This is a genomic window from Streptomyces sp. NPDC104814 (assembly GCF_055583185.1).
In genome coordinates, this window is record NZ_JBVJOL010000001.1 from 1898274 (window position 1) to 1924002 (window position 25729).

At 68.7% G+C, this 25729-nt stretch carries 25 protein-coding genes; 6 read left to right on the forward strand and 19 right to left on the reverse strand.

Features of this window, described 5'->3' with window-relative positions:
* Window positions 1–14: 14 nt before the first annotated feature.
* Window positions 15–317, reverse strand: coding sequence for a 30S ribosomal protein S14 (rpsN, locus tag ACZ64A_RS07930; RefSeq protein ID WP_469808901.1), 303 nt, complete (start codon window positions 315–317; stop codon window positions 15–17).
* Window positions 317–553: a 50S ribosomal protein L28 gene (gene rpmB, locus ACZ64A_RS07935; protein ID WP_469808902.1), complete on the reverse strand. Its 237-nt coding sequence runs from the start codon at window positions 551–553 to the stop codon at window positions 317–319. The genes rpsN and rpmB overlap by 1 nt, the downstream gene beginning before the upstream one ends.
* Window positions 554–636: 83 nt before the next feature.
* Between rpmB and rpmG the strand changes: the two genes are divergently transcribed.
* The 4 genes from rpmG to rpsR are packed head-to-tail and all read left to right on the forward strand — an operon-like array spanning window position 637 to window position 2476.
* The gene (gene rpmG, locus ACZ64A_RS07940) at window positions 637–801 is read left to right on the forward strand and encodes a 50S ribosomal protein L33 (protein WP_469808903.1); all 165 of its coding nucleotides are present in this window, start codon (window positions 637–639) and stop codon (window positions 799–801) included.
* Between the two features lie 5 nt (window positions 802–806).
* Window positions 807–1064, forward strand: a complete 258-nt coding sequence (locus ACZ64A_RS07945) for a type B 50S ribosomal protein L31 (protein WP_469808904.1) — start codon at window positions 807–809, stop codon at window positions 1062–1064.
* Window positions 1061–2215 carry a GTP-binding protein gene (locus ACZ64A_RS07950; protein WP_469808905.1) on the forward strand — a complete coding sequence of 385 codons (1155 nt, stop codon included), beginning with the start codon at window positions 1061–1063 and terminating at the stop codon, window positions 2213–2215. Before ACZ64A_RS07945 ends, ACZ64A_RS07950 begins: the two co-directional genes overlap by 4 nt.
* Before the next feature lie 18 nt (window positions 2216–2233).
* Complete coding sequence (rpsR, locus tag ACZ64A_RS07955; protein ID WP_469808906.1) at window positions 2234–2476, forward strand: 30S ribosomal protein S18; 243 nt, start codon at window positions 2234–2236, stop codon at window positions 2474–2476.
* Between the two features lie 49 nt (window positions 2477–2525).
* Here the strand turns inward: rpsR and ACZ64A_RS07960 are convergent, their stop codons facing one another.
* From ACZ64A_RS07960 to ACZ64A_RS08030, 15 genes are all read right to left on the reverse strand, one after another.
* Window positions 2526–3392: a phytanoyl-CoA dioxygenase family protein gene (locus ACZ64A_RS07960; RefSeq protein ID WP_469808907.1), complete on the reverse strand. Its 867-nt coding sequence runs from the start codon at window positions 3390–3392 to the stop codon at window positions 2526–2528.
* Between the two features lie 162 nt (window positions 3393–3554).
* On the reverse strand, window positions 3555–5120 hold the full coding sequence (locus ACZ64A_RS07965; RefSeq protein WP_469808908.1) for a sodium:solute symporter family transporter: 1566 nt from the start codon (window positions 5118–5120) through the stop codon (window positions 3555–3557).
* The gene (locus tag ACZ64A_RS07970; protein ID WP_469808909.1) at window positions 5117–5392 is read right to left on the reverse strand and encodes a hypothetical protein; all 276 of its coding nucleotides are present in this window, start codon (window positions 5390–5392) and stop codon (window positions 5117–5119) included. Before ACZ64A_RS07970 ends, ACZ64A_RS07965 begins: the two co-directional genes overlap by 4 nt.
* A 99-nt stretch (window positions 5393–5491) precedes the next feature.
* Window positions 5492–6592, reverse strand: coding sequence for a phosphotransferase family protein (locus ACZ64A_RS07975; protein ID WP_469808910.1), 1101 nt, complete (start codon window positions 6590–6592; stop codon window positions 5492–5494).
* Window positions 6592–7830, reverse strand: a complete 1239-nt coding sequence (locus ACZ64A_RS07980) for an acyl-CoA dehydrogenase family protein (protein ID WP_469808911.1) — start codon at window positions 7828–7830, stop codon at window positions 6592–6594. The genes ACZ64A_RS07975 and ACZ64A_RS07980 overlap by 1 nt, the downstream gene beginning before the upstream one ends.
* Window positions 7787–8095, reverse strand: a complete 309-nt coding sequence (locus ACZ64A_RS07985; protein ID WP_469809096.1) for an SDR family NAD(P)-dependent oxidoreductase — start codon at window positions 8093–8095, stop codon at window positions 7787–7789. The genes ACZ64A_RS07980 and ACZ64A_RS07985 overlap by 44 nt, the downstream gene beginning before the upstream one ends.
* Window positions 8096–8149: 54 nt before the next feature.
* A complete protein-coding gene (locus ACZ64A_RS07990; RefSeq protein WP_469808912.1) occupies window positions 8150–9829 on the reverse strand; it encodes a class I adenylate-forming enzyme family protein in 1680 nt (559 codons plus the stop codon).
* Window positions 9830–9871: 42 nt separating this feature from the next.
* Window positions 9872–11428 (reverse strand): long-chain-fatty-acid--CoA ligase, encoded by a 1557-nt coding sequence (locus tag ACZ64A_RS07995; protein WP_469808913.1) that lies wholly within the window; start codon window positions 11426–11428, stop codon window positions 9872–9874.
* Between the two features lie 98 nt (window positions 11429–11526).
* Window positions 11527–12762, reverse strand: a complete 1236-nt coding sequence (locus ACZ64A_RS08000; RefSeq protein ID WP_469808914.1) for an aspartate aminotransferase family protein — start codon at window positions 12760–12762, stop codon at window positions 11527–11529.
* Between the two features lie 38 nt (window positions 12763–12800).
* On the reverse strand, window positions 12801–13916 hold the full coding sequence (locus ACZ64A_RS08005; RefSeq protein WP_469808915.1) for a Zn-dependent alcohol dehydrogenase: 1116 nt from the start codon (window positions 13914–13916) through the stop codon (window positions 12801–12803).
* Window positions 13917–13947: 31 nt separating this feature from the next.
* Window positions 13948–15336 carry an NAD-dependent succinate-semialdehyde dehydrogenase gene (locus tag ACZ64A_RS08010; RefSeq protein WP_469808916.1) on the reverse strand — a complete coding sequence of 463 codons (1389 nt, stop codon included), beginning with the start codon at window positions 15334–15336 and terminating at the stop codon, window positions 13948–13950.
* Window positions 15333–16037: a transporter gene (locus ACZ64A_RS08015; protein ID WP_469808917.1), complete on the reverse strand. Its 705-nt coding sequence runs from the start codon at window positions 16035–16037 to the stop codon at window positions 15333–15335. The genes ACZ64A_RS08010 and ACZ64A_RS08015 overlap by 4 nt, the downstream gene beginning before the upstream one ends.
* Window positions 16034–17428, reverse strand: coding sequence for a flavin monoamine oxidase family protein (locus tag ACZ64A_RS08020; protein ID WP_469808918.1), 1395 nt, complete (start codon window positions 17426–17428; stop codon window positions 16034–16036). Before ACZ64A_RS08020 ends, ACZ64A_RS08015 begins: the two co-directional genes overlap by 4 nt.
* The gene (locus ACZ64A_RS08025) at window positions 17412–18347 is read right to left on the reverse strand and encodes an alpha/beta fold hydrolase (protein ID WP_469808919.1); all 936 of its coding nucleotides are present in this window, start codon (window positions 18345–18347) and stop codon (window positions 17412–17414) included. Before ACZ64A_RS08025 ends, ACZ64A_RS08020 begins: the two co-directional genes overlap by 17 nt.
* On the reverse strand, window positions 18340–19875 hold the full coding sequence (locus tag ACZ64A_RS08030; protein WP_469808920.1) for a flavin-containing monooxygenase: 1536 nt from the start codon (window positions 19873–19875) through the stop codon (window positions 18340–18342). The genes ACZ64A_RS08025 and ACZ64A_RS08030 overlap by 8 nt, the downstream gene beginning before the upstream one ends.
* Before the next feature lie 515 nt (window positions 19876–20390).
* Between ACZ64A_RS08030 and ACZ64A_RS08035 the strand changes: the two genes are divergently transcribed.
* Window positions 20391–21920, forward strand: a complete 1530-nt coding sequence (locus ACZ64A_RS08035; RefSeq protein ID WP_469808921.1) for an APC family permease — start codon at window positions 20391–20393, stop codon at window positions 21918–21920.
* Here the strand turns inward: ACZ64A_RS08035 and ACZ64A_RS08040 are convergent.
* Window positions 21859–22467 (reverse strand): helix-turn-helix domain-containing protein, encoded by a 609-nt coding sequence (locus ACZ64A_RS08040; protein WP_469808922.1) that lies wholly within the window; start codon window positions 22465–22467, stop codon window positions 21859–21861. The genes ACZ64A_RS08035 and ACZ64A_RS08040 overlap by 62 nt on opposite strands.
* A gap of 322 nt (window positions 22468–22789) precedes the next feature.
* On the opposite strand from ACZ64A_RS08040, the gene ACZ64A_RS08045 reads away from it, so the two are divergent.
* Window positions 22790–24025, forward strand: coding sequence for a PucR family transcriptional regulator (locus ACZ64A_RS08045; protein WP_469808923.1), 1236 nt, complete (start codon window positions 22790–22792; stop codon window positions 24023–24025).
* 2 nt (window positions 24026–24027) lie between these two features.
* On the opposite strand, the gene ACZ64A_RS08050 is transcribed toward ACZ64A_RS08045, so the two are convergent.
* The gene (locus tag ACZ64A_RS08050) at window positions 24028–25317 is read right to left on the reverse strand and encodes an MFS transporter (protein WP_469808924.1); all 1290 of its coding nucleotides are present in this window, start codon (window positions 25315–25317) and stop codon (window positions 24028–24030) included.
* Between the last annotated feature and the right edge of the window lie 412 nt (window positions 25318–25729).

Below are 25729 nucleotides of genomic sequence, written 5' to 3' on the forward strand. Positions count from 1 at the left end.
CGCGTCCTTGCTCACTAACTGCTCTTCGTCACGCCAGGCAGTTCACCGGCGTGGGCCATCTCGCGCATCCGGATGCGGGACAGGCCGAAGGTGCGCAGGTGGCCGCGGGGGCGTCCGTCCACGGCGTCGCGATTGCGGACGCGGGTGGCGCTGGCGTCACGGGGCTGCCGACGCAACTCCCGCTGGGCAGCGCCCCGTTCGTCCTCGGAGCTGCGAGGTGAGGAGATGATCGCCTTCAGTGCGGCTCGACGCGCGGCATAGCGTGCTACGACGAGCCGCCGCTGCGCGTTCTTCGCGATCTTGCTCTTCTTCGCCATCAGACCTTCCCTCCCTGGGCGCGGATGCGGGCCACCGCGGCCTCGATGCCGATCGCGTCGACGGTCTTGACGCCCTTGGCGGACAGGGTGAGCCGGACGTGCCGGCCTTCGCTCGGCAGCCAGTAGCGCTTGCGCTGGATGTTCGGGTCGAAGCGGCGCTTGCTGCGCCGGTGTGAGTGGGAGATGTGGTGGCCGAAGCCGGGCTGCCGGCCGGTGAGTTGGCAGTGGGCGGACATGGGTTCCTCCTCGGTGGGTCGATGACGCCAGCACACTAGCAGCTAAATGAAAACGAAAACCAGAATCATGTATGGTGCTGTGCATGGCCCGAAACGAAGTCCGCCCGATCATCAAGCTGAGGTCCACCGCCGGCACCGGCTACACCTACGTGACCCGCAAGAACCGCCGTAACGACCCCGACCGGCTGACGCTGCGCAAGTACGACCCGATCGCCGGCCGCCACGTCGACTTCCGTGAGGAGCGCTGAGAGCCGTGAAGCCCGGAATCCACCCCGAGTACCGCCCGGTCGTCTTCCGTGACCGGGCCGCCGACTTCGCCTTCCTCACCCGCTCGACGGCCACCAGTGACAGGACCGTCGAGTGGGAGGACGGCAACACGTACCCGGTCATCGACGTCGAGATCTCCTCGGCGAGCCACCCCTTCTACACCGGCACCCAGCGCGTCCTGGACACCGCGGGACGGGTCGAGCGCTTCGACCGGCGCTACGGCCGCGGACGAGGTGAACGATGAACGGGCTGCCCGTCGCGATCGTCGGCGGGCTGCACGCCGACGCCCGTAGCGCCGCCGTCGAGGAGATCCTGCGCACCGTCCCCGGCTCCATCGCGCTGCACCACGACCTGACGTCCGCCGCCGACCGTGCGGTGCACCGCACGGTCCGCGACGCCGAAGGTCTGGTGAGCAGCGGCGACGCGTCCCTGGTGAACGACTGCGCGTGCTGCGCCCTGCGTGAGGACCTGGTTCCCGAACTGCTGCGGCTCGCGCACGAGGGCAGGTACCGGCTGGCGGTCGTGGAACTGTGGGACTCGGTCGAGCCTCAGGCGATGGCCGCGGTGATCGCGGCCGCGGGCGTCCCGCTGTCTCTGACCGGCGTCGCCACCGCGGTCGACCCGGCCCTCGTCCTGCCGTACCTCTGCAACGGTGACGACCTGGCCGATGTGGGCCCCGCCGCAGCGCCGACCGACCAGCGCACCGTCGCCGACACCTTCGCCCGGCAGTTGGAACACCCGACGGTGATCGCCGTCGTCGACAACGGCGCGTCAGCGGAGAGCGCCGACGACACCGACCATGCTCTGCTCGCCCAGCTCACACCGGGTGCGCGAAAGCTTCGCCTGGACGGTGGCTCCCTGGGGCCCGCTCTGCTGGCAGGCTTCGACGTGGCGGCGGCCGCCGCCCGCCTGCACCCAGCCTGCGCGCTGCTGCCGCAGGAGTGCGACGAACACGGCGTGACCACCCTCGTCTGGCGGCGCACCCGGCCCTTCCATCCGCAGCGTCTGTACGCCGCTCTGGAGGACCTGACCTGTGCCGCCGCGCGCAGCCGTGGTCGTTTCTGGCTGGCCGACCGCCCCGACACCCTGCTGTCCTGGGACGCGGCGGGAGGCGCCCTGTGTGTGGAGTCGGCGGGTCCCTGGCTGGCCGCTCTGCCCGACGCCGCGTGGGAGATGGTGCCTGCCGAACGGCGGCTCGCCGCTTCCCTGGACTGGCACCCCGAGCACGGTGACCGCTGCCAGTACCTCACCTTCACCTCGCCCGGCCTGGACCGCGACGGACTGCTCTCCCTGCTCGACGCGTGCCTCCTCACCGACGACGAGTACCGGGCGGGCAGAGAAGGCTGGCAACAGCTCCCGCACGTCTTCGACGACCTGCTCGACCCGGTAACCTGACCGAGAGGACCGACCACCATGCCCCGACGTACGAGCAACGGGCGGCAGACCGCCAAGCGGCAGCGGGCCAACCCGCTGGACGCCGCCGGCATCACCTATGTCGACTACAAGGACACCGACCTGCTGCGGAAGTTCATCTCCGACCGCGGGAAGATCCGCAGCCGCAGGGTGACCCACGTGACCCGTCAGCAGCAGCGCCAGGTAGGACAGGCCGTCAAGAACGCACGGGACATGGCGCTCCTGCCCTACGGCACCCGGTAGCGGGCACGGCCAACGGATCGCCCCGGCGCGGGGCTGATCGAGTCGGCTCTCAGAGATCGAGGTAGTCACCCAGGTCGGCGTAGTCGACCTGCCACAGGCCAGGGGAGCCCGTCGGGTACTGGGAGCGGAACCCGAGCAGGCGCTGGACACGCGGCGAGAGCGTCCTGGCGACCTCCATGTCGACCAGGAAGGGATACGCCTCCTCGCCGGTGAGGAAGCCCGGATTGAGGGCGAAGGCCACAGCCCGCCGGTACTCGTCGCCGGTCTGGTTCGCGCCACCACCGTGCGCGGTCTTGCCGCTGAACAGAAGGGCGTCTCCGGCGTTCATGAGCGCGGGAACCGTCTGCTCAGGAGTCCCGCGATCCTCGAAGTCGCTCCAGTGGTTGCTTCCCGGGATGACACGGGTGGCGCCGTTCTCCTCCGTGAAGTCGGTGAGGGCGATGAGGAAGTTGAGGGTGACTTCCGGGCCGTCGGGCCCCATCCCGATGAACGGGAACCAGTTCTCCAGGTCCCGGTGCAGCATCTGCGCCTGGCTGTGGGGGCCGATCTCGATCACCTGCGCGGTGGTCATCCAGTACGTGCCCGACTCCGGGAGGAAGATCTGGTCACAGATCTCGTGGACCAGTGAGTGTTCGAGGATCTCGTTGCGGAACGTGGGGCTGTGCGTGACCAGGTTCGTGAGTCGCTTGGTGTTGCTGCCGTGGAACGCGGCCACCAAGTCGTTCTCGTGGGTCGAGCCCGGGCGAAGTGCCTGCAACGGGGGCTCGATCTCGGCGTTGAAGCGGTTCATCTGCTCCGTCGTCAGGAAGTTCTTGACGATGAGCCCTCCGTCGCGGGTCAGGAGCTTGAGTATCTCGCCCGTCGGCGTGTCAGACGCCACCGACGACAGGGTCTGGGGCTGCTTCTGTGCTGTCATGTGAATGCTCTCCCTCGCGCGTTGCTTCCTGGCCGTTCCTGTAGCTGGTGCCAGTCACTCTCGCCAGCCACGCCCGCTGTCGAGAACGACAGCGGGCACCTGGCTTGCGTGGGCTTGGTGCAGGATGCACCGGTCGGTCGCACCCCCGCTCTCGTACTCCGGTCACGTCGTCCGCTCCCACGGTCGCGCGCTGCCGAGCCATCCGAGGAGGAAGGCCGCGGGGACCGAGACCAGCCCGGGGGTGTGGAGCGGGAACAGGTCGAAGTCCTGATCCGGCATCAGCGCGTAAGCCGTCCCGGACACGACGGGGGAGGCCAGGGTCAGGAGTATGCAGAGGGACAGCCCTCCGTAGACGAGCCACAGCAGCCCTCGGCGGTTGAAGCCGGCCCAGAGGAAGGAGTAGACGAGCGCGGGGAACACGCAGGAGGCCGCGAGGCTCAGTGAGAAGGCGAGGAGGAATTCGATGGGGTAGCGGTGCAGGGCGGTGGTGAGGAGAAGGCTCACCGCGCAGAGCGCGACAACGGACAGTCGCATGACGGCCGGCTCTCCGATGGAGTTCCTGACACGGCCCTTTCGCCCGAGCAGGTCGCGGGTCACGGAGACGGCGGCGGCGAAGGTCACGCTCGCCACGGCCGTGAGGACGGCGAGGAAGGCGACACAGGCCACGAGGGTGATGAGCACGACTCGGCCGGTGGAGTGGCGGGGGAGGACCTCCGACGCCAGGAGGATCGGGGATCCCTGTCCCTTCGCATCGACCGCCCCGATCTGTCCGCTGCCCACCACCGCGGCCGCGGCGAAGCCGGTCGTGATCAGGAGCAGGTAGAAAAGGCCGGTCAGGCCCACGGCGACGCTCAGTGATCGCCGAGCGGCGGGCACGTCCCGGCTGGCGCTGACGCGCAGGAGCAGATGGGGCATCATCGCGGTGCCGAGGATGACGACGATGTGGTCGCTGATCGTGCCGAGCGGCCCGAAGCCGGCGGTGTGCGCCCACAGCCCGGGGCTGAGGTAGTCGTCCGGCGACATGCTCTTGTCCATGGCGGCCGACAGCAAGGATTCAGGGCTCCAGTCGAACAGGCGGAGCGCCAGCAGGGTGACGGCGGCGAGCGTCGCCAGGGCTACGGGCACCTTGGCGACCTGTACGAAACTCGTGCCGCGCAGATCGGCCACCGCCGCGAAGCAGGTGATGAGGAATCCCATCAGCACCGTGCACACCACCCGGGCCGTCTCGGTCGGCACGCCGATCAGAAGGGCGGCGGTGATGCCGCCGGCGCGCAGCTGAACCATGAGCAGGGGTACGGCGATGCACAACGTCACCACCGCACCGGCGATCCGCGTTCCCGGTCCCTCAGCACGCAGCGAGAACAGGTCGCCGAGTGTGTAGCGGCGGGTCGCGCGAATCCTGGAGGCGAGGAGGAGGAAGACACCGAGTGCGAGGGCACTGTCGACGGCGGTCGAGACTCCGTCGTAGCCGAAGAGGGCGATCGCTCCCGGCAGCGAGACCAGAATGACGACGGTGATCTGTTCTCCCGCCATCGCGACGCCGTTGAAGACGGGCCGGAAGGAGCGGTCGGCGACGTAGAGGCGCTCCGGGTCGTCGTCCTGACTGGCGAGGGTGAAGACCCACAGGAGGCACAGGCCGATGAAGACGAGGAAGGCGATGACGACCGCGCTCCTCGCGGCGGAGCCGATGAGGTCGGGCGAGCTGAAGCTCAGGACGGAAACCGTCACCACTCGCCCCCGGCCGGACGAGAGACAGCGGTCGTCGCCGACGCCGGTTCGCCGGCGGACGTGGCCCGGTGCTCGTACCACCACGTCCCGCCGACGAGGACGACGAGCTGCGTGAGCGCCCACGCCATGCCGAGGGTGAGACGTCCGTACACGGAGATCTCTCCGAGGGCCCTGGAGCAGGAGAGCAGGACACCGATGGCGAGCGGCAGGGCGTTGACCATGACCAGCACCCGTGTGTCACGGGGAGAGTGCCGGGAGGAAGCGGAGGGCACGGGACCTCTCTCTGAGGAAGAAAAGAAGGACGGACACGGCGCGAGGGGGCGCGGGGCCGAGGTGGGTGAACAGCCCCCGTGCCGGGACGCGTCGGGGTGTCAGCGGCGAGTGGTCGCCGTCAGGCCGGCGTATCGCCCGGCCCGTTCCAGCAGTCGGGGGACACCCGTTTCGAGCGACGGCCCGAAGGTCGTGTCGTGGGGACGCTCCCCACGCTGCCAGCGGGTGTAGATGGCCTCGCAGAAGATCGCTGCCTTCCACAGGGCGAGGGTCTGGTACCAGGGCAGCGGGGTCAGATCGAGACCCGTGCGGGACTGATAGCGCTCTGCCAGCCGGCGCTGGGGGAGGTAGCCGGGTGACCGGGTCACCCGGGTGAGCTCGAGCGGGGTGGCCGGGCTGCCGGCCTCGGAGTAGGTGGCGGTGAGGTATCCCAGGTCCGCGAGCGGGTCACCCAGCGTGGCCATCTCCCAGTCCAGGATCGCGAGGACCCTGGCCGGCGCCTGGGGAGCGAACATGAGGTTGCCCATGCGGTAGTCACCGTGCACCACCGAGGCCGCCTGGCTCATCGGCAGGTTGCGGCCGAGCCAGTCCCCGATGCGCTCCACCGCAGGGAGGCTGCGTGTGGTGTTGACCTCCCACAACCCGCGGAACCTGTCGACCTGGCGCCGGAGATACCCCTCGGGGTAGCCCAGGGAGGCGAGTTCCCCTCCCGTCACGTCGATGCCGTGCAGGGCGACGAGGGTGTCGACGACCGCCTCGCTGGTGGCCCGGCGCTGTTCGGCGGAGGAGAGGTGGGGCGGGATCGTGTCGGTGATGACGATCCCGTCGAGCCGGGACATGAGGTAGAACGGCACGCCCAGCAGCGACTCGTCCTCGCAGACGGCGACGATCTGCGGTACCGGTACCCCGTGCTCGCCGAGGATCTTCTGGATGCGGGCCTCGCGCACCATGTCGTGCGTCGACCTGGGCAGGGGCGGGCGCGGTCCACGGCGTAGTACGACGCAGTCGCCACCGCGCTGGATCAGATAGGTGATGTTGGAGTGGCCGTCTCCGATGCGCTGCCACGCGAGCGGGCCGCTGCCGATGCCGTGTGCGTCGAGGAAGCCGGTGACCGCGTCGAGGACCAGGAGAGGAGGGCTGTCGAGGTGACGGGCCCTCTCCCAGCTCGCGACGACTTCCACGCCGTCGGGGACGGTGTGCATCACGCGTCTCCCTCCCGGCCGACGACGGCATCGCCCCGGTACCGCTCTCCGTCCCGGACGGCGGCGTGGCGGCCGGCCGAGGCGCGCCGGGCGATGGCCCACCTGTGGGTTTCGTTGGAGCCGTCGTAGATGCGGAACGGACGGACCTCGCTCAGGTACTGCGCCAGCGGCAGCCCGTCGGAGACGCCGTCCCCGCCACAGATCTGGATGGCGCGGTCGATGACCCGGAAGATCGCCTCCGAGCAGTGCACCTTCGCGACCGAGGACATCGCCGACCCCGCCTTCGGGTCGCTTTGCAGCAGTGCCGCGGTTTTGGTGATGATCGCGTCGGACGTCTCGATGTCGATCACGGACTCGGAGATCAGGTGCTGCGCCAGGCCCAGCGAGTCGATCGGACCGCCGAACAGCTCTCTCTTGCCGGCCCGGTCCAGCGCGATGTCGTGCGCCCGCCGTGCCAGCCCCAGCCACCGCATACAGTGTGTGAGACGCGCGGGGCCCAGTCGTACCTGCGCGTACCGGAATCCGAGCCCCACCTCGCCGAGCACCGCGTCGTCGGCGACGAAGCAGTCCTCGAGGTACACGTGCGGGTGACCGCCGTCGATGGAGCGGTCGACGGTGTGGATCGCCTCGCCGAGGCGGATCCCCGGGTTCGTCATGTCGACGAGGAACATGGTGGCCCCCTCGGGGGAGCCGCCGACGGCCGGGGTCCGCGCCATCACGATGCAGAATCCGGCACCGACAGCGCCGCTGGTGAACCGCTTGTGGCCGTCGATGATCCAGCCGCCGTCGGCGCGCACGGCCGTGGTCCGCAGCGCCGCCGGGTCGGATCCCGCTCCGGGGTGGGGCTCGGTCATGCCGAAGCAGGACCGGACGTCCCCCGCCGCCAGAGGCGCGAGATAGCGCTTCTTCTGCTCCTCGGTGGCTATGAGGTTGAGCATGTGCATGTTCCCCTCGTCGGGTGCCATGCAGTTGAGGGCAGCGGGACCGATCGGCGAGTAGCCGGCCTCTTGCAGAATCGGTGACCAGTGCTCGATGGGCAGGCCTTGGCCGCTGTACTCCGTCGGCACGAGCGGCGCGAAGACACCGGCGTCCTTCGCCGCGGCCTGCAGCCGGTCACGGGTGGGCTGGTCGAGACGTCCGCCCGGAGCGGGCTCCGAGTCGATGACGACCTCGCGGATGAACCGGCGCGTGCGCTCACGCAACTCCGCTATGTCCGGCGGAAGGTGAGGGAAAGTCATGGAAGTCCTTCGTCTGATGGGCGCGGTCGTTACGCGGTGCCGCCGGCGACCCTGAGGCCGCCGCCGGCGACCCTGAGGCCGCCGTCGACGACCTCGATGTCGCCCGTGAGGTGCTGGAGGTCGACGTCCTCGCCACCCTCGCCTGGGTGCAGGACGCGGTGACCTCGAGCGGTCCGGCCTCGCGCGCGGTGATGCGCACGCGCGCCCCTTCGGCGACGAGGCGCTCGGCGACGGCGAGGCCGATACCCCGGCTCGCTCCGGTCACGACGGCGGTGCGGCCCGAAAAACGGCCCTGGTCGGTTTGGTTCTCGCTCAACGATCAGTCCTTCGAGGGTGATACCGGCCCGGTGCCGCCCACGCCGCGGAGCTCGGCACGCCGGATCTTGCCGCTCTGCGTCTTGGGCAGGTCGGCGAGGAAATGGATCTCGCGGGGGCACTTGTAGGCGGCCAGCCGCTCACGCACGAAGGCGATCAGCTCCTGCGCCGTGGCGGTCAGACCCGCCTTGAGCGAGACGTAGGCGACGACGGTCTCGCCGCGGTACGCGTCGGGTTGCCCGACGACCGCTGCTTCCAATACGGACGGGTGCTCGTACAGCGCGTCCTCGACCTCGCGGGGCCAGACCTTGTAACCGGACACGTTGATCTGGTCCTTGAGCCGGTCCACCAGGTAGACCCAGCCCTGCTCGTCGATGACGGCGACGTCACCGGTACGCAGCCGGCCCTCCGGCATCGTCCGGCGGGTGGCCTCGGGCTTGCCCCAGTACCCGGGCACCACCTGCGGCCCGCTCAACTCCAGTTCGCCCTGCTCCCCGCTCGGCAGCCGGTTGCCGTGCAGATCCACGACGCGCGCGGTGACGTGCGGCAGGGGCCTGCCGATGGACAGCGTCCCGCTCGGCGGATGCACGGGCGCCCTGTCCCCCGGAGGCACGGCGATGACGGCGGACGTCGTCTCCGTCATCCCGTAACCGTTGTGGAGGTAGACGCCGAACCGCTCCTGAAACCGCTCGACGGTCGCCGGCGGGATCGGAGCGCCCCCGGAGTACAGGGCCTTCACCGACGCGAAGTGCTCCGGTCCGGCCTGCGGCAGCTCGTAGATCGCGTTGTACGCCGTGATGGAGCCGATCGTGCAGGTCACCCCGTGCTCGGCGAAGGCCTCCAGTACGACCTCGGGGTGGAACCGGCCCGTGAGGACGAGCGTGGTGTCGGTGAGCAGGGAGATCGTCGCGTTGACCACCGCGCCGGTGATGTGGAACAGCGGGGCGATGGCGAACACGACGTCCCCGTCGCTCAGACCGGTCCAGGACGCGTAGGTCGACACCACGCTCAGCACGTTGCCGTGGGTGTTCATGGCACCCTTCGGCGGTCCCGTCGTGCCGGAGGTGTAGGTCAGGAACGCGACGTCGTCGCAGGTGAGTTGTACGGGTGAAGGGCTGCGGCCCGTGAACTCGCGGATCAGACCCACCAAGTCGCCGTCCGGAGCCGGGGCGTGGCGTTGCGTCGTGGCGAAGACCCGCGGATCGTTGCGGGACTGGTAGTCCAGTGCCGACGTGCTGACCAGCCAGCGGACCGTGCTCCCCGCCAGCGTGCCGAGCGTCTCGTGGACGTCCGCGTCCGCACAGACGACCCCGACCGCCCCGGAGTCGTCGATGATCCGGCGGAGCTCCTGGCGCCGGTACATCGGGTTGAGCCCCAGTGCCGTGGCCCCCAGCTTCCACAGGGCCAGCAGCACCAGCGGGTACTGCGGGATGTTCTGCAGGTACACGCCGACGTGGTCACCCCGGCCGGTTCCGCGGGCCTCGAACGCGGCAGCCAGGGCGTCCGACGCCGCGTCCACCTCCCGCGCGGACAGAGCGCCGTCGAAGAAGCGGAGCGCTGTGCCCTCCGGGTTCTTCGCCACGCGTGCCTTCCAGGCGGCCACGAGCGAGTCGGGAACCGCATCCGTCCCCGCCCCGAGCCCGTCGGGGAACGTGTCCCTCTGCCGGCCCTCATGCACTGTCATCTGCCGTCCTTCCCACCCATGTCCCTGCGCTTGCCGTGCCGGTCATGCGAGTTCACGCTTGAGGATCTTTCCGGTGGACGTCATCGGCAGGGTCTCGACGATCTCCATGACGCGCGGGTACTTGTAGCCGGCCATCTGCTCCTTGCCCCACGCGATCAGCTCATCGGGACTGGCCTCGGCGCCGCGGTCGAGGATGACGAACGCCTTGATCTCCTCGCCGTGGCTCTCGTGCGGCACGCCGACGACCGCGGCCAGGCTGACCGCCGGGTGCGTCATCAGGACCTCCTCGATCTCGCGCGGGTACACGTTGAAGCCGCCACGGATGATCAGGTCCTTCGCCCGGTCGACGATGTAGTAGAAGCCGTCCTTGTCCCTGCGGGCCAGGTCACCGGTGCGGAACCAGCCGTCCCTGATCGCTTCGGCTGTGGCCTCGGGGCGGCCGTGGTATCCCTTCATCACGTTGTGGCCCTTGACCGCGATCTCCCCGATGGCGCTGCCGGTGCCGTCGTCCTCGACCTCGGACCAGTCGGAGTTGACGAGCTTGAGCTCCACGCCCCAGACCGGCACGCCGATGGAGCCGGGCCGCGGCTCTCGCGCCGGATCGCTGAAGGTCACCACCGGCGAGGTCTCGGAGAGGCCGTAGCCCTCCAGGACCTGGACGCCCAGCCGCTCCCGGACCTGCTTGATGATCTCGGCAGGGAGCGAGGCACCGCCGGAGACGCCGACGCGCAAGTTCCTTGCGATCCTCTCGACGTCCACGTTGTCGGTGAGCGCCTGCAGCAGGCCCCACCACATGGTGGGGACGCCCGCGAAGAAGGTGATGTCCTCCTGCTGCATCAGGGACACGGCCTGCCGGGCGTCGAAGCGTGGCAGCAGCACCAGCGTGCTCGCCGTCGAGAAGCCGGCGTTCATCTGCACGGTCGCGCCGAAGGAGTGGAACAGCGGCAGCGCGAGCAGGTGGGTGTCGGAGGCCGGTTGGTTGTCCAACAGCCGGTTGCAGGCGAGGGCGTTGAGAACGAGGTTGGCGTGGGTGAGTTCGGCGCCCTTCGCCTGTCCTGTCGTACCACTCGTGTAGAGCAGCACCGCCGGGTCGTCCCCGGTGGTCCCGATGCTGTCGAACGTCGTCGGCGTGCCCTGCAGCGCGGCGCCCAGGGTCTCGGCGCCCTCGATCGGGCTTTCCGCCTCGGGGTCGGCGGTGATGAGGAAGAAGTGCTCGCAGCCCGCGGTGTCGGTGAACCCGGCGTGTCCCTCCGCACCCATCGGCAGACCCGCGTCTCCCTCGAAGCAGAAGTACGCCTTCGCCTCCGAGTCGGCCAGGTGGTAGGCGATCTCGCGGCCCTTGAGCAGGATGTTGAGCGGGACGACGACGGCGCCGGCCTTGAGGATCCCGTAGTAGACGATCGGGAAGTAGGGCACGTTCGGGCAACTGAGCGCGACCTTGTCACCGGGCCAGATGCCGCGGTCGACCAGGAGGTTGGCGATCCGGTTGGCGGCGGCGTCGACCTGGGCGTAGGTGAGACGCGTCGGGCCGAGGACGACTGCGTCCCGGTTCGGGTACGCGCGGGCGGAGTCCTCGAGCAGGACCGAGAGGTTCAGCATGGTGTCTTCCGGGAAATTGGACCGGGCCAGGCCGCGGGGAATGGGACACACGGCCTGGCCCTGAGCGGGTGGGGTGCACACGTGGCTTGATGCGGACGTCACAACTTCCGCAGAAGCTGGTCGAGGGCGTCAGCCGTCGCCTCGATGTCGGCAGTGGTATGTGCCGTGCTGATGAAGACCTTGCCGGACGGCATGAAGAGGAAGCCCTGACGCAGCATCCCTTCGAGGATCGCGGTCCAGAGCCCGCTGGTTCCGTGGAGCCCGGTGGCCCCACCGGCGGGGACGTACTGGAGGAGCGATCCGACCCGGTTGAAGCGGCCGAACTCGGGAGATGAACCGAGGACACCACCGACGAGGGCCTCGAACTGGGACGAGGTCCGTTCGAGCGACTCGTAGACCGCAGGATCGGCCAGGACGCGCATCGTCGCCTCGACGGCTGCCAGTGCGACCGGATTGGCGTTGAAGGTTCCGGCATGAACGACGCCGGACGTCACCTGATCCACCAGCTCCGCTCGGCCGACGACGGCGCTTTGGGTGAAACCGCCGGCCATCGCCTTCCCGAAGACGGACAGGTCGGGCAGCACGCCGTACTTCTCGGCCGCCCCGCCCCGGGCTATCCGGAACCCGGCGATCACCTCGTCGAAGATGAGCACGACGCCGTGCCGGTCACAGAGGGTTCGCAGCGTCGACAGGAAGTGCGGTGAGGGTGCTTCGACGCCGGCGTTGCTCATCACCGGGTCGACGAGCACGGCCGCGATGTCGCGCTCGACCGACTCGCCCAGCAGGCGCTCCGCCAGCTGTACGTCGTTGAAGCGCGCCACGACCAGGTCGTCCAGCACGCTGGCCGACTGCCCCGGCCCACCGGGGGCTGCGGGGCGATCGCAGTCGTCCTCGGACATCCCGGCATACACGGTGTCATGCCAGCCGTGGTAGCTCTTGGCGAACTTGAGGACGCGGCGTCGCCCGGTGGCGGCTCGCGCGAGGCGCAGCGCGACCTGCACCGCTTCGGTCCCCGTGTTGCTCCACAGCAGTCGCTCGCCGTGCGGCACGGCTTCGAGGACCGCTTCCGCCGCGCGATACTCGAGCGGGTGGCCGGTGCCGACGACCTGCATCTTCCTCGCGACCTCGGACACCGCGGACAGCACGCGCGGGTCACCGTGACCGAGGACGAGCGGGCCCCAGGCCATCACGTAGTCGATGTACCGGTCGCCGTCCAGGTCCCAGACGTACGCGCCCTGCGCCTCTTGCACGAAGAGCGGATGGGGAGGCATCGCGGCGCGCAGGCCCGACCCCACACCCCCGCCGACGCTGCGTCGAGCTCGCTCGAACGCCAAGCGTGATGATTCCAGGGCCATGCGATTGCCCCTGCCTTTCAGTACCTGATCACCGAGCGGATGCCGATGCCGCGCTGCATCTCGTCGAACGCCTCGTTGATGTCCTTCAGATCGATCACACGCGTCACAAGGGAGTCGAGATCGATGCGGTTGTTCATGTAGTGGTCGATCAGCATGGGGAAGTCGACATCCGGCTTGCTGGAGCCGTAGTTGGAGCCGATGAGCGACAGCTCCTGATCGGACATGACGAACGGGTCGATGGAGATCCTCATGCCGTCCGCCACCTGCCCGGCGACCACCGCCGTGCCGCCTCGGGCCAGGACCTCGTAGGCCGACTCGATGGTGCGTGGTAGCCCGATGGCCTCGATGGCGATCTCCACACCGCGTCCGTCGGTGAGCTCGTGCACTCTCTCGGCGAAATTTTCGCGGCCGTTGTTGATCAGATCTGTCGCACCGAAGACGCGTGCCTGCTCGAGCTTCTCCTCGGAGATGTCCGCGGCGATGATCCTCCGCGCGCCGGCGAGCCGAGCACCCTGAATCGCGTTCAGGCCGACGCCGCCGCAGCCGAGGACCAGCACGGTGTCGCTCGGACGCACCTTGGCCGTGTTGACGGCCGCGCCGACGCCTGTCGTGACGGCGCATCCGACCAGAGCCGACTGTTCGAACGGGGCGTCGTCCCGGACGACGATCGCGCCCGATTCGGGCACGAGAGCGTACTGGCCGAACGTTCCGAGGCCCGCGAAGCTGTAGACGTCGCCCTCGCCCACTGACGTGATCCGAGACCGGCCGTCGAACGACAGGTGATTCGCCGAGTGCTGGCTGACCATGTCACAAAGGACCGGTCTGCCACTGATGCAATAGCGGCAGCGGCGACAGGACGGCGTCCAGGACAGCACGACGTGATCGCCCTTCTTGAGCGTCGTGACGCCGTCGCCGACACTCTCGACGATCCCGGACCCTTCATGGCCGAGAATCATCGGCGAAGGCACGTCCCATTCGCCTACGACGACGTGAAGGTCGCTGTGACACACCCCGCTTGCTTTGAGCCGCACAAGCACCTCACCGGGCGGAGGCGTCGAAGGGAGAGTCACTTTCTCGATGGTCAGTGGTTCGTTCGGTGCCCTGAAGACAGCGGCGTCGAATTCGATGGTCATGGCAGGTTTCCTTCTGTCCGCGCTGTGGGGATCACGTCCGAGCGGTGCGGATGAGCTTCTTGTTGGCGAACTCGTCGATTCCGCCCCGGCCCAGTTCGCGCCCGAAACCGGAAAGCTTCACCCCACCGAAAGGCAGTTCCGCACCTTCGAGTCCGACGCCGTTGACGAAGACCATGCCCGCCTCGATCCGGTCGGCGACGCGCATCGCCTGCTCGGCGTCCGTCGTGAACACGTAGGAGCCCAGCCCGTACGGTGTTCCGTTCGCCAGATCGACGGCTTCGTCCTCGGACCCCACCCGATAGACAGTCGCGACGGGGCCGAAGAGCTCCTCGGCGGCCATCGGCGACGTCGGCGAGAGGCCCGTCAGCACCCCGGGCGGGAAGTACGCCCCGTCGCGCTGTCCTGCGGAGACGAAAGTCGCCCCGTCGTCGACGGCTCGCTGGACTTGTTCTTCGATGTACTCAGCGGCGGCAACCGAGGAGAGCGGCGCCAGGCCGTGGGTCAGGGCGAGCACTTTCTGCGTGAACGCGTCGAGGAAGGCGTCATAGATGTCCTCGGCGACGATGAATCGCTTCCCGGCGTTGCACGCCTGCCCGGTGTTCTCGAACCGGGCCTCGACCGCCGCCTGGACCGTGGCGTCGAGGTCGTGGGTCGACAGCACGATGAAGGGGTCCGAGCCACCCAGTTCGAGCACCACCTTCTTGAGGCTGCGCCCGGCCTTCTCGGCGACCTCCGCGCCGGCCCGCTCCGAACCGGTGAAGGAGACGCCTTGCACCCTGGGGTCCGCGATGGCGCGAGCGATCTGCTCGCTCGTGGCGTAGACGTTGACATAGCTGCCCTCGGGACAGCCCGCGTCCGTGAACAACTGCTGGAGAGCCGCGGACGACTCCGGACACTGCGATGCGTGCTTCAGCAGAATGGTGTTGCCCAGCGCGAGATTGGGCGCGGCGAATCGAGCCACCTGGTAGTACGGGTAGTTCCAGGGCATGATCCCCAGCAGCACGCCGATCGGCTGGCGACGGATGAAAGCGGTGCCCTCTCCCTCGAGAAGCTCGATCGGTTCGTCGGTGAGGAACTTCTGCGCGTTCTCGGCGTAGTACCGGTAGATGGAGGCGCTGAACTCGACCTCCGCGACGGCCTGGTCCACCGGCTTGCCCATCTCCCGGTGGATGATCTCGGCAAGCTGTCCGCTGCGCTCGACGTGCAGGGCGGCGACGGTGTTCAGCAACTGGGCGCGCCGATCCACGGAGGTCTGCCTCGACCAGTGCGCGTAGGCCTTCGCCGCCGAGTCGAGCGCCCTGTCGACGGCCTCGTCCGTCGCGATGGGGTACTCCTTGACCAACTTGCCGCTGGCAGGGTCCACCACCGCGTACACACGCCTGCTCGCCATACTGACTCCTTCTTCGTGTTCGGGGTTCATGCGAGGGCCCCGGTCGCGCGGGCCGGGTTCGCGTCCACGGCCGCGTTGTGCTGGTCCAGCGCGCGGTAGGCGCGGAAGTAGACGAATCCCTGGGTGCCCCAGGTCGCCAGCGCGGCGGTGTAGAAGATCGTGCGGTTCGCGTCGTCGAACGGCATGGGGAACAGGTCGTAGGTGATCGCGATGGCGGTTCCTGCGGCCGTGACCAGTCCCGTCCAGATCGCCGGCCGCCTCGCGCCCGCGTTCCAGAGCCGCTTGACGAAGTAGCCCAGGAAGACGGCCGTGAGGAGGTTGACGACGAGGTAGAACACGGCGACCGAGAACGCGGCGCGGTCGGTGTGGAGATCCGCGCCGTGGAAGTGCCGGAGGAACAGGCCGGCCACCACTGCGACCGCGAACACGGCCACATCGACGCCGAGGCTCGGCTTGTAGCGATGGGTGACCTGCATCAAGCCCATGATCAGGATGAGCGTGATGCCGACCGACCTGGAGAACGCGTCGAAGAAGTAGGCCACGTCGTACAGGACGCTGCCACTGTTGGCTCCGAGCAGCGACCAGAGCAGGAAGTTGCTGCCGGACGTCGCGACGACCATCCACTCGAGACCGAGGAGGTAATTGCCGTACCGGCGGATGAACCGCCATCCGTAGAAGTAGCCGGCGAAGATCATCCACAGGTCGGCCAGCAGGAAGACCGTTTCCTTCATCGCAGCGCCCCCTCTCGCACGTCGCGGGACAGGAGGGCGGCGACGCGCTCGGCGGCACGCTGGCCCGTCAGGACCGCGCCGTTCATGGTGCCGGCCCATTCGCCGGCGGTTTCGGTACCGGCCCAGTGGATGCGCCCGTGGGGCTCGGTCAGCGCCTTGCCGTAGCTGGTGGTCGCGTAGGGGGCGACGGCAGGATTGGGGCCACCCGGGGCGAACGGTTCCGCTCCCCAGCAGTGGTCCACGTAGTCGATGGGGTTGCGGGCCTGCGGACCGTAGAGGTCGACGAGCTGCTGGATGACCCGGCCGCGTCGGGTCTCGGGGCTGAATCCGTCGAAGACGCGCGGATCGCAGAAGGCCATCAGCACGCCCGGTCCGCTGTGGGCGGGTGACACATCAAAGGTGATGAACACGGTTCCGGTGTCGGTCACTGCCTCACCGGAGAGTCCGCCGGCCCGCCAGAACGGCACGTCGTAGGCCGCGAAAGCCTTGCTCAGCACGCCCATGCGCCACGTTCGCGTGAGCCCTTCGGCCTGCTCGGGCAGAGCGGGCGAGAACTCGATGGCGGCGCGGTGCGCCGGCGCGGCCGTGACGATCCCGTACGTGGCGTGGATCTCCCCGGAGTCGGTGTGGACGGTGACGCCGTTGTCGTGCTGCGCGATACGGCGCACCGGTGTCCCCAGGCGCACGCGGTCGCCGAGCTTCTCCGCCACCCGCTTGGCGATCTCCTGGGTGGTCTCGACGAGCCGGTCCTGCTGCTGGCCGCCCTCGACGTCCAGCATGTGGTCGATGCCGCCCGCTGCACGGATGTAGCGCAGTGCGTGCAGCAGGGAGACGTCCGACGGGGTACAGCCCCACTGCACCTTGCTGATGACGGTCATGAGCGCACGGGTGCCGGGCAGCGCGTTCTTCCGGTCGAGCCACTCGCCGAACGAGATGGCGTCGAGCCGGCCGGCCTCGGGCGACTCCCACGGGGCGTCCACGTCGATGGTGGAGACCAGCTTGTTCACCGCCATCTGCATGCGGGCCATGTCCACCAGGGCTGCGGGGGAGACCTTGGGAATGGTGCCGCTGTAGGTGCGGCGCCGGCCTGCCATCCACAGCACGTTGCGACCCTGGTTGAACTGGTCGGTCGTGGTACACCCCACCCGGCTCGCAAGGTCCCGGATGGCAGTGTGGCGCCGTGCCACCCACGTTGCTCCGAGGTCGACCTTCACGCCTGCCACCTCGCCGGAGAGCGATCGGCCTCCGACCCGGTCGCGGCCTTCGACGACCAGGACGGACTGCCCCATGCTCGCCAGTCGCTCGGCAGCGCTCAGGCCGGCGAAGCCGGCACCGACGACCACGACGTCGACCGCGGTGTCCCCGGAGCCGGGATTACGAGATCCGGACATGGTTGCCTCCTTCGCCCACGCGGTCCGCGTGCTGCGAGATGTACTGGGTGACGGGGCCGACGAGGGCCTGGGGAATGTGGTGGCCCATGCCGGGAATGACCACGTGCTGAGCCGAGCGGATCGCCTTCACCGTCGCTTCACCGCCGCTCGGGTGGACCAGCAGGTCCCGGTCGCCGTTGATGACCAGCGTCGGTGCCGTGATGCTGCTCAACTGGGCCGTCCGGTCTCCGGAGCGCTGGATCGCCTGGACCTGGCGCGCCACGCCGGCCGCCGGGTCACCCGCGCTGCGATCCCAGCCGTGGGCTGCGATGGCCGCCTCGGCCGCGTCGTCGATGGGATAGCCCGTTCCCGCGATATGCCTGGTGAGCCGCAGGTGGGCCCGGACCGCCGCGGTTCTGGTCCTCGCCGGTGGGGCGGCCAGGAGCCGGATCGTCGACAGCGCCGGCTGGCCCACTTTCTTCGCCCCGGTGGTCGAGTAGATGGAGGTCAGCGACAGAACGCGCTCGGGGGCCGTGGCCGCGATCGTCTGCGCGATCATCCCGCCCATCGACCGCCCCACCAGGTGCACCCGCGAGATCCCGAGGCAGTCGAGTACGCCGACGGCGTCCTGGGCCATGTCGGCCAGCGCATACGCGTCGCTGCGCGGGCGCGCGGCGATCTGACGCCAGAGCGCCGGTGGGGGTGCGGCGACGAACGTCGACTGGCCGACGTCACGGTTGTCGATGGCGACGACCCGGAAGCCGCGGGCGACGAGCGAGCCGAAGAACGCGTCGGTCCAGAAGGTGAGGTCCTCGCCCATTCCGGCGATGAGGAGGATGGCGGGGTCGGCCTTGTCGCCGAAGTCCCGGAAGCAGATCCTCATCCCGGACGGGAGGGCCGCGTACAGGTCGCTGCTCTCCGCGCTGCTCGCCTCAGACATGGGTGGCTCGCCTCCCACCGGGCGACTGCGCGGCCGCCACACGGGAGCCGAACTGGAGGTGCTCGTCGGCCACCGGGCCGCGAAGGGCCTTGGCGTCCTCGGGGTAGGACATCGCCATCCGCCAGGGCTTTTCGAGGCCCTGCTTGGGCATGCGCTTCTCGGCGCGCTTGGCGTACCCGGCCTGAAGGTCCATGACGGGCCTGCGCTCCGTCCCCGCCGGCGCGACCGGAACCACCGTGTCGTATCCGCGGGCGTCCATGTGCCTGACCAGGTCGATGAAGTAGCGACACATCAGGCTCACCTTGAGCGTCCAGGACGAGGTGGTGTAGCCGATCGCCATCGCCCAGTTCGGAATCCCGCTCAGCAGCATTCCGCGGTAACAGAGCGCGTCCGCGACGTCGACCTGACGCCCGTCGACCACGATGGGCATGCCGCCGAAGAGCTGCAGGTTCAGCCCCGTCGCGGTGACGATGACGTCGGCTTCCAGTTCCTCACCCGAGCTCAGCACGATGCCGCGCTTGCTGAACCGCGCGATCGTGTCGGTGACGACGGTCGCGGAACCCTTCTTGATCGCGTCGAAGAAGTCGCCGTCCGGCGCCAGACACAGCCGCTGGTCCCACGGGTCGTACGGCGGATTGAAGTGCTTGTCGACGTCGAACCCCTTGGGCAGCCGCTTCACGTTCTCGCGCCGGATCAACTGCCGCCCGGCCTTCGGGAACGTCCGCAGTCCCTTGACGACGGCGCGGTCGAGCCAGATGTTCTTGAACCGCGTCACGGCGTACCCGCGCTCTTCCCCGAGCACCTTCGTGAGCGCCAGGGCGACTTTGTCGACGCGAGGCAGCGCCAGCACGTACGTGGGCGTCCGCTGCAGCATCGTCACGTGCCGGGCCGCGCCCGTCCCGCTGGTCATGGCCGGCACCAGCGTGATCGCGGTCGCGCCGCTGCCGATGACGACGACCTTCTTGCCGCTGTAGTCGAGCGTCTCGGGCCAGTGCTGCGGATGGACGATCGTGCCTTCGAAGTCGTCGCGTCCCGGGAACTGGGGGGAGAACCCCTCGTCGTACCGGTAGTAGCCGGTGGCGGCGAACACCCATCCGGCACGGATCGTCTTGGTTACCGTGCCTCCGCCGGCGGGGTCGGCTGCCTCGACGGTGAGGGTCCACCGCGCCTCGTGCGAGGACCATTCGGCCCCGACGACCCGGTGGCGCAGCCTGATGAGGGGCTCCAGGTGGTTCTCCTCGACCGTCTCCCGAAGGTAGTCCCGGATCAGCGGCGCGTCCGCGATCGCGGCTTCGTGACGCCACGGCTTGAACTCGTAGCCGAACGTGTGGAGGTCCGAGTCCGAGCGGATGCCCGGGTAGCGGAAGAGATCCCACGTGCCACCGATGTTGTCCCGTCCCTCGAGCACGAGCAGGGACTTGCCGGGGAGTTCCCGGCTGAAATAGCTGGCCGCGCCGATTCCGGAGATCCCCGCTCCGATGATGACCACGTCGAACTCCTCGACGGCGTCAAGCACCTCAGTTGTCATGGTGTTTCCTCGCTGTTCCCGGGGTGGTGATCTCACTGTCGCCAGCCACGGCCACGGGCGGAACGACAGCGTGCACCGGCTGGGCCCGGGGCTCGGTGCACGATGCACAAGCCGGTCCGGCAGCGCCGTCCGCTGGCGCTTGTCGACACCCGAACACGGCCTTGGCCGAGGTCTGGCCGGCTCTCGAAGAAGCCGGGAATCCGCGGATCTCTCCGACGTGGCCGGCCTCGCCGCGTCTCTTGCGGTGACTTCACTGGCGTGATAGAGCTTTGCGGCGTTTACCAGTACTAAACACCTGCGCGGTCGCGTCGATGGAGATTTCCCGGGACGTGCGGCCGTGGCCCAAGGGGACGACTGGCGGTCCGGGATGCCGCTCTCGGTCACGACCTCTCAGGACTGAGCCCGCTTCGAGCCCTCGAGCGAGGCACGCCCTGATGCACCCCGCGCACGTGCCCGCACCCAACTCCTTACTCATGACGAGCCGTCACCGGCCCGTGAGCTGAAAGGTGGTCGACATGGCCGACCTCTCCGAGACAGGGCACTTCGAAGCACCCGGCAGGGAAGCGGGCCCGGGCAACCCGCTGCACCGCGGGCTCGGTGTACCGCAGATCGTGTTCATGGTCGTCGCCGCGGCGGCGCCGCTCGGGCTGGTGGCCGGCGGGGTGCCGATCGCCTTCGCCGTGAGCGGCAGCCCGGGGATGCCGCTGTTCTTCGCGCTGACCACCGTGATGCTGCTGATCTTCGCGGTCGGCTTCACGCTGATGGCTGCACGGGTGCGCAACGCGGGCGCCTTCTACGCCTATGTCCAGGCTGGGCTGGGCCGGATACCCGGTCTCTCGGCCGCGACTCTGGCGCTCTTCTCCTACACGCTGATTCTCGTCGGGGTGAACGCCTACGTCGGCGTCGCGACGAGCAATGTCATCAAGCGGTATGCCGACTTCAGCTCCCCGTGGTGGGTGTGGGCGTTCGTCTCGCTGGGGATCATCGCTTTCCTCGGCTATCGGGACATCGAGCTGAGTGCCAAGGTGCTTGGTGTCGTCCTGGTGCTGGAATCCCTCCTGCTCCTCGTCATGGACCTCGGCATCGTGGGCCACGGTGGCACCCATGGCCTGACAGTGAAGCCGCTGTTGCCTTCGATCCTGGGGAATGGCTCCCCGGGCCTCGGCATGATGTTCGCCTTCTTCGGGTTCATCGGCTTCGAGGCGACGGCCGTGTTCCGCGACGAGGCCAAGGATCCCGACGTCACGGTTCCGCGAGCGACGTATGTCGCGATCCTGGTGGTCGGGATCTTCTACTCGTTCACCGTGTGGGCGGTCGTGGTGGGCGCCGGCGTCGACGCGGTGACCGGCGCGGCGAAGGCGGACCCCGAGGGCCTGGTCCTGACACTGGCGCGGAACTACGTCGGACCCGTCTGGTTCGACGTGATGCAGCTGCTCCTGATCACCAGTCAGTTCGCGTGCGCGCTCGCCTTTCACAACGTCGTGACGCGCTACCAGTTCGCGCTGTCCCGGGCCGGCGCCCTTCCGGCGCGGCTGAGCGTCGTTCATCCCCGGCACCGGGCGCCGTCAGCGTCGTCGGGCGTCGTCTCGGCGGTCGCGTGCGTCACCACGATCGTCGTCGTCGAGCTCGGCCTGGACCCGATCACGAACGTCTACGCCTGGTTCTCCGGCGCCGCCACCCTCGGCATCGTCCTGCTCATGGCGGCCACCAGCCTTGCGGTGATCGGGTTTTTCCGGCACGTCGATGAGCAGGATGGGCAGCGGTCGGTGTGGCGCACGGCCGTGGCCCCGGCCTTGGCCTTCTTCGGCCTGACCTGTGTGGTCTACCTGGTGGTCGCCAACTTCCCGCTCCTCGTCGGCACCACCGAGGGCGCCTGGGTGATCGGAGGGTTCGTCGCCCTCTCGGCCGTGGCCGGCTTGGTGCAGGCGCTCGTCCTGAGGGCGTGCCGTCCGGCTGTCTACGAGCGACTCGATGCGGGCGGCTCTAGGAGGGTTCGCGGGCGACAGGAAGGAGCGGAGGCGACAGGACCCACAGGACCTCGCTGACCGTCGTACCCGGATTGTCGAACTGGTGCAGCGTCCGACCGGAGAACGAGGTGGACACACCGGCTGACAGCATCCGGGTCTCGCCCCCGACGATCAGACGGGTCGAGCCGCTCAGTCCCAGCGCGAAGATCGTGGTGGTGTCGAGCCGATAGGGGCCGCCTGTTCCCCCGCCTGGTTCGATCACTGAGCGGAAGACTTGGAACGCCGTGGTGCCGGCGGGCGTGAGCAGGTACTCGGTCACTCCTTCACCGCCCATGTCGATCCGGCTTCCGCCCTCCACGACCTGCTCCTCGGGGTAGGCGAACAGCTCGCCGACCCCGATCTTCAGCACATCGCAGACCCGCAGCAACGTCGCGACGGAGACGTTGGTGAGACCACGTTCCAACTGACTCAGGAAGCCCTTGGTGACGTCTGCCTGCTGCGCAACCTCCGTCAACGACAACCCGCGGCTGAGCCTGATCTCCCTCAGTTGCGCGCCTGTGGACGCTTCGAGGGCAGGGGAGCCCTTGGCTGCTCCGCCTGCTCGTCCACTGTCATCGATGGCCATGGTGTGCTCACCGCCCGTCCTGAGGTCGACATCATGTGGCCCTTCGGGAGAAGGGGCGACGACGTCGCCGAACCCCTTGCAGCACCCCTGACGGCGTGATAAACCTTCCGCCGTTTACTCATACTAAACACCACGCTGCTGGAGACCACCTGCGGGGCCGGAAGCCGCCGCTGGTGTGGCGGTACGGCGCCTCTCGCTGTCGTCGGCCGGTGGCATGGCACCCGACCTCGCCGGCGGCCATGCCGCCGGCCGGCCCTTCCTCTGTCTGTGACACGGCACGTCGGGAGCGTCGGCTTCAAAGGATCAGAGGGAGACTTGAGAAATGGAAGATCTGTGGCCCCCGCCCTCCCGCGAGGTCGCTGATGCGATGAGGTCACTGTGCCAGCGCTTGCTGACGGAGACGGACGCCCTGGTCGACGCCTTCGCAAGGCCCTCTCTCGTGGCCCAGAACGATCCCGCCCTCCTCGCCGACGCCTCGCTGGTCGAGGAGGATCGGGAGCTCAACCGTTCGGATCTCGTCCAATGGCTGACCGCGAACATCCAGCAACCGGGGCGGCGGGTGGAGCCCTACGTCGGCCCGCGGACCACGGCGTACATCAACGATCTCGTCTCCCGTGGCATCGCACCCGACTTCGCTGGTGCCTGGCGTGTGGCACTGGGGATCGGCTGGCGGCGATGGCTGGAGGAATGCGTGGCGCACTGCGCCGACCCCGACCTGCTCGTGGGGGTCCTGGACGTGTCGGGGAAGTCGCTGGTGCAGTACGCCCTCGATTCGGTCGCTGCCCTGCGCGAGGCCGGCCTCGCCGCTGCGATGGGAAATGCGGGTGCCGATGCGATCGCACTGATTCAGCTGATCGCCAGCGGGGCGCCGATGGCGGAGGACCTCGCCGAAGGGCGCCTGCGGTACCGGCTGGCACGGTGGCACGTGGGTCTCGTGTTGTGGGTCGATGATCCTGAGCACGTCGATGCACTGGACGAGGCGATCCCGGCCGCGCGTTCCACAGCCGCAGGCCGAAGCGCCCTGGTGGCGCGTGCCAGTGCGACATCGCGGTGGATCTGGCTCTCGGGGCCGGGTGTCCCGGACCTTCACCATGTGGAGAAGGTCCTGGCAATGGCTGACGAGGTGCGCGCTGCCGTGGGTCGGCCCGGACGCGGACTTGAAGGGTTCAGGTCCAGCCACCAGGACGCCCTCGCGGCGCAGGCCCTGATCATCCGCCTCGGGTCCGACCGGCGATTCACCGCCTACGCCGACGTCGAGCTGATCGACGCGCTCACAAAGGACCGGGCCGGCGCCCGTCGGTTCGTCATCAACACTCTCGGGCCGTTGGCCGAAGCAGACACAGCACTACGGCAGGCACTGCTCACCTACGTGCAGTGCGGGTTCAACACCACCCGAGCGGCCGCCAACCTCTACGCGCACCGAAACACGGTCGAGCGGCGGGTCTCGCGCGCCAACGAGCTCTCGGCCGTCAAGGTGGAGGACAACCCGACCCATGTGGCGGCGGCGCTCCTGGTGCTGGACATCGCGCCTGACCTCGTGGCGACCGGACCGAGCTGAGCTCACGTCACAGGGTCGTGGTGCTCGAGCTTCCTGAACCAGTGAAGTGCCGGGAGAGCGAGCAGGGTGGCGGCGGACAGGACTCCGAACGCGATCTCGGGGCGGGTGACGAAGAGTCCGACTGCTGTGGTCAGCAGTACTCCTCCCAGATTGCCCGCCATCCAGATGAGCCCAGCCGCCGTGCTCTCGGCCTCGGGTGCGTGCCGCTCGCTCAGGGAGAGCACGATGGGAAGAGCCGGGAGCAGCACGAAGCCTGTCCCGAGGAGCGTGAGGAAGGCCATGGGCGCGCTCGGGACCAGGGCGAGATGGAGGCAGGCCCCGGCGGTGAAAGCGATCGCGGCGCCCATGACCTGAACCTCGCGGCCGCGCCGATCCGCCCAGATGGGCAGGACAGCGCAGCCGATCACACCGGCGATCATGGTCAGGGCGAGGATGAGGCCGGCAGTGGACTCCGAAACTCCCGCCGGCGCCAACAGTGGTTGCACGAACGTCGCGAGCGCGATGAACGTGCCCATCGGGATGGCGACGACCGCGCACAAACGGCGTACGTGGCGATTGCCGATCGCCGCGCGAAATGCCCGCAGCCCGCTGGTCACGGAGGCGGACTCGCGGCTCGCCCGCGGTGGGAAGCGAAGTGCCCCGACGAGACACAGCCCGGCGTCGAGGGCGATCAGGGCGGTGATGAGGGTGAGGGTACGGATGTGGCTCTCGCCCGGCAGAAACGCGCCGAGCAGGTAGCCCAGGACCATGCCGGCGAACGTGGCGGAGGAGGCGGCGGCGATGCCGGTGGCGCGGTGCCTTTCGGCGAGGTAGCCCACGGCAAGGCCCGGTATGGCGTTCAGGATGAAGGGCTGTCCCACAGCGGCGACGACCTGTCCGATGAACGCCCACGTGAAGTCGTCGGCAACCAGTCTCAAGAACGCCCCTGACGCAGTGAGCATCGCGCCGACCACGAGGGATGGACGAAGAAACCTGTCGAGCGCGATGCCCGCAGGGATGGCCAGGAGGACGTAGATCAGCGGGAAGACCTGGGACAGCAGGCCGATCGCGCCGATGGAAACGCCGAAGTGCCGCGCGGCGTCCTGCGTAACGGGCGCGTAGTTGACGAAGAGCGCCTGGGTCGCGGCCGCCAGGAGTCCGTAGGCGAGGAAGACCGACCACCGGCTCTTCGCCTGCTGCTCGACGTGCGGCGCAGCCGTCATCGCGGCGACGCGTGCGTTCTCGTTCGCGCTGGTGAGGGGCGCGTGACGACCGAACGACTCGCCGCGCTTCCGGGCGCTGCGTCGGATCATGACTGTGGCGACTGCGCCTACACCTACGGCGGCAGCTCCGCGCGCTCGTCGCCGAGCGGTCGACAACTCCGGCATCTCATTGTCCTTGTCGGTCGATCGGGGGTGCTCCACTGTCGCGATCCGGATCGTCCTTGGGTACGGCACACTGCACCTGGGTTTGCGCTGCCCTGTGCACTCGGCACTACCGGGGCATGTCCAGCGCCCCCGTGGCGGGCATTCGCACCGCGGAGCGGTGACAGGCGGCACGCGGGCAGGGCCGCCTCCGCCGGGAGCGGGTAGCGACGACTTGAATACCCACGGTAAGGTGGCCACGGAATTCGTAGAATTAGCCCCTCCGATAGGCGTCTTTCCGTCGAATTTCGGCGGAATATCTACTCGATCCGTTGTGGCGACATGGCGAGTGGCCTCGGGT

Excerpts from the sequence above, each read along its gene's own strand:
- rpsN (WP_469808901.1), bottom strand. The coding sequence starts at position 317 with ATGGCGAAGAAGAGCAAGATCGCGAAGAACGCGCAGCGGCGGCTCGTC.
- rpmB (WP_469808902.1), bottom strand. The coding sequence starts at position 553 with ATGTCCGCCCACTGCCAACTCACCGGCCGGCAGCCCGGCTTCGGCCAC.
- rpmG (WP_469808903.1), top strand. The coding sequence starts at position 637 with ATGGCCCGAAACGAAGTCCGCCCGATCATCAAGCTGAGGTCCACCGCC.
- ACZ64A_RS07950 (WP_469808905.1), top strand. The coding sequence starts at position 1,061 with ATGAACGGGCTGCCCGTCGCGATCGTCGGCGGGCTGCACGCCGACGCC.
- rpsR (WP_469808906.1), top strand. The coding sequence starts at position 2,234 with ATGCCCCGACGTACGAGCAACGGGCGGCAGACCGCCAAGCGGCAGCGG.
- ACZ64A_RS07960 (WP_469808907.1), bottom strand. The coding sequence starts at position 3,392 with ATGACAGCACAGAAGCAGCCCCAGACCCTGTCGTCGGTGGCGTCTGAC.
- ACZ64A_RS07975 (WP_469808910.1), bottom strand. The coding sequence starts at position 6,592 with ATGCACACCGTCCCCGACGGCGTGGAAGTCGTCGCGAGCTGGGAGAGG.
- ACZ64A_RS07980 (WP_469808911.1), bottom strand. The coding sequence starts at position 7,830 with ATGACTTTCCCTCACCTTCCGCCGGACATAGCGGAGTTGCGTGAGCGC.
- ACZ64A_RS07990 (WP_469808912.1), bottom strand. The coding sequence starts at position 9,829 with ATGACAGTGCATGAGGGCCGGCAGAGGGACACGTTCCCCGACGGGCTC.
- ACZ64A_RS07995 (WP_469808913.1), bottom strand. The coding sequence starts at position 11,428 with ATGCTGAACCTCTCGGTCCTGCTCGAGGACTCCGCCCGCGCGTACCCG.
- ACZ64A_RS08005 (WP_469808915.1), bottom strand. The coding sequence starts at position 13,916 with ATGACCATCGAATTCGACGCCGCTGTCTTCAGGGCACCGAACGAACCA.
- ACZ64A_RS08010 (WP_469808916.1), bottom strand. The coding sequence starts at position 15,336 with ATGAACCCCGAACACGAAGAAGGAGTCAGTATGGCGAGCAGGCGTGTG.
- ACZ64A_RS08015 (WP_469808917.1), bottom strand. The coding sequence starts at position 16,037 with ATGAAGGAAACGGTCTTCCTGCTGGCCGACCTGTGGATGATCTTCGCC.
- ACZ64A_RS08020 (WP_469808918.1), bottom strand. The coding sequence starts at position 17,428 with ATGTCCGGATCTCGTAATCCCGGCTCCGGGGACACCGCGGTCGACGTC.
- ACZ64A_RS08025 (WP_469808919.1), bottom strand. The coding sequence starts at position 18,347 with ATGTCTGAGGCGAGCAGCGCGGAGAGCAGCGACCTGTACGCGGCCCTC.
- ACZ64A_RS08030 (WP_469808920.1), bottom strand. The coding sequence starts at position 19,875 with ATGACAACTGAGGTGCTTGACGCCGTCGAGGAGTTCGACGTGGTCATC.
- ACZ64A_RS08035 (WP_469808921.1), top strand. The coding sequence starts at position 20,391 with ATGGCCGACCTCTCCGAGACAGGGCACTTCGAAGCACCCGGCAGGGAA.
- ACZ64A_RS08040 (WP_469808922.1), bottom strand. The coding sequence starts at position 22,467 with ATGGCCATCGATGACAGTGGACGAGCAGGCGGAGCAGCCAAGGGCTCC.
- ACZ64A_RS08045 (WP_469808923.1), top strand. The coding sequence starts at position 22,790 with ATGGAAGATCTGTGGCCCCCGCCCTCCCGCGAGGTCGCTGATGCGATG.
- ACZ64A_RS08050 (WP_469808924.1), bottom strand. The coding sequence starts at position 25,317 with ATGATCCGACGCAGCGCCCGGAAGCGCGGCGAGTCGTTCGGTCGTCAC.